General features: G+C 66.8%; 5 protein-coding genes. 4 read left to right on the top strand and 1 reads right to left on the bottom strand.

The genetic code is table 11. The features are described 5' to 3' along the window. The coding region (locus tag Q0044_RS10510) for a hypothetical protein (protein WP_298162066.1) at positions 1-248 on the bottom strand (248 nt) is incomplete at its 3' end. Between the two features lie 163 nt (positions 249-411). On the opposite strand from Q0044_RS10510, the gene Q0044_RS10505 reads away from it, so the two are divergent. The 4 genes from Q0044_RS10505 (at position 412) to rpoB (ending at position 7,427) form a co-directional block, all read left to right on the top strand. Then, on the top strand, positions 412-945 hold the full coding sequence (locus Q0044_RS10505; RefSeq protein WP_298162065.1) for a hypothetical protein: 534 nt from the start codon (positions 412-414) through the stop codon (positions 943-945). Positions 946-1,000: 55 nt separating this feature from the next. Next, entirely contained in the window at positions 1,001-2,074 is a 1,074-nt protein-coding gene (locus Q0044_RS10500) for a helix-turn-helix domain-containing protein (RefSeq protein WP_298162063.1), read from the top strand. A gap of 90 nt (positions 2,075-2,164) precedes the next feature. Beyond that, a complete protein-coding gene (locus Q0044_RS10495) occupies positions 2,165-2,968 on the top strand; it encodes a sterol desaturase family protein (RefSeq protein ID WP_298162062.1) in 804 nt (267 codons plus the stop codon). Between the two features lie 388 nt (positions 2,969-3,356). Then, positions 3,357-7,427 (top strand): DNA-directed RNA polymerase subunit beta, encoded by a 4,071-nt coding sequence (rpoB, locus tag Q0044_RS10490; protein ID WP_298162061.1) that lies wholly within the window; start codon positions 3,357-3,359, stop codon positions 7,425-7,427. The last annotated feature ends 11 nt before the right edge of the window (positions 7,428-7,438 follow it).

Raw genomic sequence — 7,438 nt, 5'->3', positions numbered from 1 at the left:
CGGCCATCGACGACGATGGGACGGACGAGCCGCAAGGGGAACTTGTCGCCCCGCTTATGGGTCTTGGTCGAGACTGCTTCGGTCACCTCAAGCTCGACGACCATCCCCGCGGGGATGATGCAACAGGGCGTTGACGGCGCGACCCCCATTGCAGCCGCCGGTGCGGGCTGAGTCTCCTGAGCCATCGCCCATGCCGGCGCGACCGCGATCGCCATCGCGCCCAGACGCGCGAGCATCAGAGTTTTCACGTCGTATTGTTTCCCCGCGAACCGACAGCGGCGCTCGCGCGCCGAAGTTGTCGATCCGACTTATTCCCCCATGACGATGGCAACATTCGCGAGTCGCGGCTGCGCCACAAGCACCCCCGAAAGGGGGAGGGCAGCGGCGGTGAGCTGGCGCACCGTGTGCGCCATGACCAAGACCATCATCCTGACGAGCGTCGTCGCCGCCTTGGCCGCGAGCCTGCCTGGGGGACCCGCCCGGGCCCAGTCGGCAGAGCAGTACAACCGCGCGACGCAGGCCATGCAGATCTGTGGATCGAGCACCGGCGCTCTGATCCCGGAGTGCGCCAAGTTCCGGGGAAGCCTGGGCATGACGGTCGTCTCGCCGCAGGACACCGCAGCGGCGCTGGGCCAGCTGGGGCTTCGCGGCAATGGCGCGCCGGCCGGGCTTGGCGGCCCGGGGCAGGCGGCCGGCATCGCCAATCTCCTGGGGGCGGCCCTCAGTGCGGCGCAGAGCCGCCAGGCGCCGTCAGCTGCGGCCCCGCCGCCGCCGCCGGTCAATCCCGCAGCGATCCAGCAGGCGGTGTCGGCCTGCGTGCGTGGCGCTGGCGGGAACGCCGCGGTCATCCAGACCTGCCTGCAGATCGGAGCGGCCGGCCCAACGACGCCCGCGGCGCGCCCGGCCACCAATCCCTTCGGTGACCTGCTGCCCACGCGCCAATGACGAGTCTGACGGGAGCTTCACTTTAGCCGGACCTCGGCCGTGATAGGCTGGCGGAATGGACGACGCCCTCGCCAGCCTCGACTTCTTTTTCCGCGGGATCGGCGTCGGCGCGATGCTGATCCTGGCGTTCACCGGCTGGCGCAGCGCCGCGACCCGGGACGCGAAGATCGCCACCCTGCTGGGCGGCGTCAGTCTGGCGGCCTGGATGATGACCGAGGCCGACCGGCTGTGGGCCGCCTTCGGCAACAGCCCGCTGGTGATGATCCCGGCCTATCCGATCAGCGGGGCCTTCTGGCTGTTCATCGCGGTGATGTTCGCGGACAAGCGGGTGACCCTGGCGACCCTCAGCCCGGCGCTGGCGCTCTTCGTCACCGGGTTCGTGATGAGCTATTCGCCGAAGGCGATCGCGGAGCCACTGTGGGTCCTGCGGAACGCGGCCGGGGCGCTGCTGTCGGCGCACGCCGCCTATCTGATCGCGCTGAGCTGGCGTGGCGATCTGGTCGAGGGCCGCCGTCGGCTCCGCGCGCCGTTGCTGGGGATCGGCGCCTTGTTCGGCGTGTTCGAGGTGGGGATCGCCTTCAGCTATCGGATCGCGCCCAACCGCCTCTGGCTGCTGTTCGACGTGGGCGAGCCGTACGGCGGCCTGTTCGTCAGCCTTCTGGCGCTGCTGACGGCGATGGTTTTCCTGCAGGCCCGCAGCGAGGTGTTCGGGACCGTTCGTCGTCCCGAGGCGGTCGCGGATAGTCGCGCCGAGGCGGCTGACCGGCTGCTGCTGGAGAAGTTGAACGCCGTGATGGCGGCAGGGGGCTGGCGGCGCGAGGGGCTGACCATCGGCGAACTAGCGGGTCAGCTCGAAGAGCCCGAGCACCGCGTTCGGCGACTTATCAACCGCCGTCTGGGGCACCGCAACTTCGCCGACTTCGTGAACGGCTATCGCATCGAGGCGGCGAAGGCGCGCCTGGGCGATCCGGGGGAGGCGCGGACGACGGTGGCCGCCATCGCCGTTGACCTGGGATACGGCTCGCTCGGACCCTTCAACCGGGCGTTCCGCGCGGCGACGGGCGAGACCCCGACGGCGTGGCGCAGAGCGGCCCTTTCGGGCTCGCCGGATCTGCAAACGACCGGCTGATTTCAGAAACGGCGAGGCTTTTCCGATCCTGGCGAGACCCCGCGGCGCGGGCCCATCCATCTTGGCGTCCTCACACCAGAGGAAATGCCAATGCAGGGCGCGCTTTCGAACATCGCCGACGTCTGGCTCAGCCAGCTGGAGCCCACGCTGCTGCGCTACGCCATCTTCACGGTCGGCGTCTGGCTCCTGCTCTGGGTCGTGCTGAAACCCTGGCTGGCGGCGCGGAAGATCCGGCCGGAGACGCCGCCCGCGTGGCAGATGCTGACTGAGCTCGGCTACTCGCTGCGCTCGATGGTCATCTTCGCCACGGTCGGCGTGCTGATGGTCTGGATGTACGAGGCGGGGCTCTATCCGCTCGGGACAATCGCCGACAGCTGGGGCCCGGTCTGGTTCGGGGTGTCGCTGGTGGCGGGGATCGTGGGCCTCGACGCCTGGTTCTACTGGAGCCACCGGCTGATGCACCACCCGCGGCTGTTCCGCCGGTTCCATCGCCGCCACCATCGCAGCAATAACCCCTCGCCCTTCACCGCCTACAGCTTCGACGTCGGCGAGGCGCTGGTGCTCATCGGCTATGTAGTGGTGTTCCCCATCGTGTTCCCCATGTCGTCCGGGGCCATGCAGTGGGTCATGCTCTACCAGATCGTCACCAACACCCTGCTGCACTCGGGCTATGAACTGATGCCCGCGCGGCGCGACGGACGGCCGATGCTGGATTTCATCGTCACCACCACGCACCACGACCTGCATCACGCCCAGGCGGGCTGGAACTACGCGGCCTGGTTCACCTGGTGGGATCGCTGGATGGGCACCGAGCATCCCGAGTACCATGCGCGCTACGCCAAGGCGGCCTGGCGCCCGGCGGGTGAGGGCGGCGCGCCGGTCCGCGCCGGCTGACGGGAACTTGACCCGGGTGCTCCGCCTTATGCGAATAAGCCCCGGGCCTTAGCCGCGGAGCCCAGGTTTTGGCGGCGGCGTGGGGGTGATCCTCCTGCGACCGCTTGTCATACATGCGTTTTTTGACGCGCGGGGCTTCACAAGTTGCGCGAAAGCGCCTATCTCCGCCGGCTCGCGAAACAGTTCCCGAATCACATCTTTTCGATGCGGCCTTCGCGCGTGCAGGCCTCGAGGCATGGTCCCAAGCCCTCTGACCATGCGAAGGGGCGCTCCCGACGATACGGGGAGCATTCCAGTGTCCGGCTCCCGCAAGGGAGTCCGTAGGGCGGACACAGGATGAAGACATTCGACGCCCGGAGTACCCTCCTGGCGTCCTCAAGGGATCAAAATGGCGCAATCCTTCACCGGTAAGAAGCGGATCCGGTTCTCGTTCGGCCGCATTCCCGAAGCCGTGCAGATGCCGAACCTCATCGAGGTTCAGCGCTCCTCCTACGAACAGTTCCTGCAGCGCGAAGTCCGCGCCGGCGAACGTCGCGACGAGGGCGTGGAGGCGGTCTTCAAGTCCGTCTTCCCGATCAAGGATTTCAACGAACGCGCCGTGCTCGAGTACGTCTCGTACGAGTTCGAAGAGCCGAAGTACGACGTCGAGGAATGCGTCCAGCGCGACATGACCTATGCCGCGCCGCTGAAGGTGAAGCTGCGCCTCATCGTCTTCGAAACCGACGAAGAGACCGGCGCCCGCTCCGTGAAGGATATCAAGGAGCAGGACGTCTACATGGGCGACATCCCGCTCATGACGGAGAAGGGCACCTTCATCGTCAACGGGACCCAGCGCGTCATCGTCTCGCAGATGCACCGCTCGCCGGGCGTCTTCTTCGACCACGACAAGGGCAAGACCCACGCCTCGGGCAAGCTCCTGTTCGCCGCCCGCGTGATCCCGTACCGCGGCTCGTGGCTCGACTTCGAGTTCGACGCCAAGGACATCGTCTACGTCCGCATCGACCGTCGCCGGAAGCTGCCGGCCACCACCTTCCTGATGGCCCTGGGCATGGACGGCGAGGAGATCCTCTCGACGTTCTACAAGACCGTCGCCTACGAGAAGAAGACGGCTGGCTGGTCGACCGCCTACATCCCCGAGCGCTGGCGCGGGGTGAAGCCGGAGTTCCCGCTGATCGACGCCGAAAGCGGCGAAGAGATCGCGCCGGCCGGCACCAAGATCTCGGCGCGTAACGCCAAGAAGTTCGCCGACGCGGGCCTCAAGACCCTGCTGCTGCCGCCGGAGGCCCTGAACGGCCGCTACCTGGCGCGCGACCTGGTCAACTTCGAGACGGGCGAAATCTACGCCGAAGCCGGCGACGAGCTGGATCCGGCCCTGATCGTGGCGCTGGAAGAGCAGGGCTTCACCACCCTCGACGTCCTCGACATCGACCACGTCACCATCGGCGCCTACATCCGCAACACCTTGCGGGTGGACAAGAACACCGTCCGCGAGGACGCGCTGTTCGACATCTATCGCGTCATGCGTCCGGGCGAGCCGCCGACGGTGGAAGCCGCCGAGGCGATGTTCAAGTCGCTGTTCTTCGATGGTGAGCGCTACGACCTGAGCTCGGTCGGCCGCGTGAAGATGAACATGCGTCTGGAGCTGGACTGCCCCGACGACGTGCGCATCCTGCGCAAGGAAGACGTGCTGGCGGTGCTCAACACCCTGGTCGGCCTGCGGGACGGCAAGGGCGAGATCGACGACATCGACAACCTCGGCAACCGCCGGGTCCGCTCGGTCGGCGAACTGCTCGAGAACCAATACCGCGTCGGCCTGCTCCGCATGGAGCGCGCCATCAAGGAGCGCATGAGCTCTGTCGATATCGACACGGTCATGCCGCACGACCTGATCAATGCGAAGCCGGCGGCCGCGGCCGTGCGGGAGTTCTTCGGCTCCTCGCAGCTCTCGCAGTTCATGGACCAGACCAACCCGCTGTCGGAAATCACCCACAAGCGCCGCCTGTCGGCCCTTGGCCCGGGTGGTCTGACGCGGGAGCGCGCGGGCTTCGAAGTCCGCGACGTGCACCCGACCCACTACGGCCGGATCTGCCCGATCGAAACGCCGGAAGGCCCGAATATCGGCCTGATCAATTCGCTCGCCACCTTCGCCCGCGTCAACAAGTACGGCTTCATCGAGAGCCCGTACCGTCGGATCAAGGACGGCAAGACGACCGAGGAAGTCGTCTACATGTCGGCCATGGAAGAGGCGAAGCACGTCATCGCCCAGGCCAACATCAAGCTCGACAACGGCAACATCGTCGATGACTTGGTCCCCGGCCGGATCAACGGCGAACCCTCGCTGCTGCCGCGCGAACAGGTCGACCTGATGGACGTGTCGCCGAAGCAGGTGGTTTCGGTCGCCGCGTCGCTGATCCCGTTCCTCGAAAACGATGACGCCAACCGCGCCCTCATGGGCTCGAACATGCAGAAGCAGGCCGTGCCGCTCATCCAGTCGGATGCGCCGCTGGTCGGGACCGGCATGGAAAGCATCGTCGCGGTCGACTCCGGCGCCGTGGTCACCGCCCGCCGCTCGGGCGTCGTCGAACAGATCGACGGCACGCGGATCGTCGTGCGCGCCACGGAAGAGACCGACCCCACCAAGCCGGGCGTCGACATCTACCGCCTGCAGAAGTTCCAGCGTTCCAACACCTCGACCTGCATCAACCAGCGTCCGCTGGTGCAGGTGGGCGACCGGATCAAGTCCGGCGACGTCATCGCCGACGGCCCGTCGACGGACCTGGGCGAACTGGCCCTCGGCCGGAACACGCTCGTCGCGTTCATGCCCTGGAACGGCTACAACTTCGAGGACTCGATCCTGATCTCCGAGCGCATCGTGCGCGACGACATCTTCACCTCGATCCACCTCGAGGAATTCGAGGTCATGGCCCGCGACACCAAGCTGGGTCCGGAAGAAATCACCCGCGACATCCCGAACGTCGGCGAGGAAGCCCTGCGCAACCTCGACGAAGCGGGCATCGTGGCGATCGGCGCCGAGGTGATGCCGGGCGACATCCTGGTCGGCAAGGTCACGCCGAAGGGGGAGTCGCCCATGACGCCGGAAGAGAAGCTGCTGCGCGCCATCTTCGGTGAAAAGGCGTCCGACGTTCGCGACACCTCCCTGCGCCTGCCCCCGGGCGTCGCCGGGACCATCGTCGAGGTGCGGGTGTTCAACCGGCACGGCGTCGACAAGGACGAGCGCGCCCTGGCCATCGAACGGGCGGAGATCGACCGCCTGGGCAAGGACCGGGACGACGAGTTCGGCATCCTGAACCGCAACATGACCAGCCGTCTGCGCGACCTCCTGGTGGGCAAGACCGCCGTGTCGGGTCCGAAGGGCCTGGCGCGCGGCAAGATCGAAGCCGACAAGCTGGAAGAAATCTCGCCCGGCCTGTGGTGGCAGATCGCCCTCGACGACGAGAAGGCGATGGGCGAGCTGGAGGCCATGCGCCGCCAGTTCGACGAGGGCCGCAAGCGCCTCGACCGTCGCTTCGAAGACAAGGTCGACAAGCTGCAGCGCGGGGACGAACTGCCCCCGGGCGTGATGAAGATGGTCAAGGTGTTCGTGGCGGTGAAGCGCAAGCTGCAGCCGGGCGACAAGATGGCCGGCCGTCACGGCAACAAGGGGGTCATCTCCAAGATCCTCCCGATCGAGGACATGCCCTATCTGGAAAACGGCCAGCACGTGGACATCGTGCTGAACCCGCTGGGCGTGCCGTCGCGGATGAACGTCGGTCAGATCTTCGAGACCCACCTCGGCTGGGCTTCGGCCGGGCTCGGCAAGCAGGTCGCCGACCTGCTCGAGGACTGGCAGAACGGCGGCCAGCGCAAGGCGTTGATCGACTATCTCGCCGGCACCTATGGGCCGGACGAGGAACTGCCGGAAAGCGACGAGGAACTGATCGAGCTGGCGAAGAACCTGTCGAAGGGCATTCCCTTCGCCACGCCGGTGTTCGACGGGGCCCACATCGACGACATCGAGAACCTGCTGGAGAAGGCGGGCCTCGACCGCTCCGGCCAGTCGTACCTGTACGACGGCCAGACGGGCGAGCGGTTCAAGCGTCCGGTCACGGTCGGCTACATCTACATGCTGAAGCTGCACCACTTGGTCGACGACAAGATCCACGCCCGCTCGATCGGCCCGTACAGCCTCGTCACCCAGCAGCCGCTCGGCGGTAAGGCTCAGTTCGGCGGTCAGCGCTTCGGGGAAATGGAAGTCTGGGCTCTGGAAGCCTACGGCGCCGCCTACACCCTGCAGGAAATGCTGACGGTGAAGTCGGACGACGTCGCCGGCCGGACCAAGGTCTACGAGAGCATCGTCCGCGGCGACGACACCTTCGAGGCCGGCATTCCGGAAAGCTTCAACGTGCTGGTCAAGGAGATGCGTTCTCTGGGCCTGAACGTGGAGCTGGAGAACAGCTGACGGATTTCGGC

The organism is Brevundimonas sp. (genome assembly GCF_027484365.1).
GTDB lineage: Bacteria > Pseudomonadota > Alphaproteobacteria > Caulobacterales > Caulobacteraceae > Brevundimonas.
The sequence above is the reverse complement of the archived record's forward strand: the minus strand, read 5'-3'. Positions and strand labels throughout refer to the sequence as shown.

Bases quoted from the DNA above. Each gene is read 5' to 3' on its own strand.
- Q0044_RS10500 (WP_298162063.1), top strand. From the start codon at position 1,001: ATGGACGACGCCCTCGCCAGCCTCGACTTCTTTTTCCGCGGGATCGGC.
- Q0044_RS10505 (WP_298162065.1), top strand. From the start codon at position 412: ATGACCAAGACCATCATCCTGACGAGCGTCGTCGCCGCCTTGGCCGCG.
- Q0044_RS10495 (WP_298162062.1), top strand. From the start codon at position 2,165: ATGCAGGGCGCGCTTTCGAACATCGCCGACGTCTGGCTCAGCCAGCTG.
- rpoB (WP_298162061.1), top strand. From the start codon at position 3,357: ATGGCGCAATCCTTCACCGGTAAGAAGCGGATCCGGTTCTCGTTCGGC.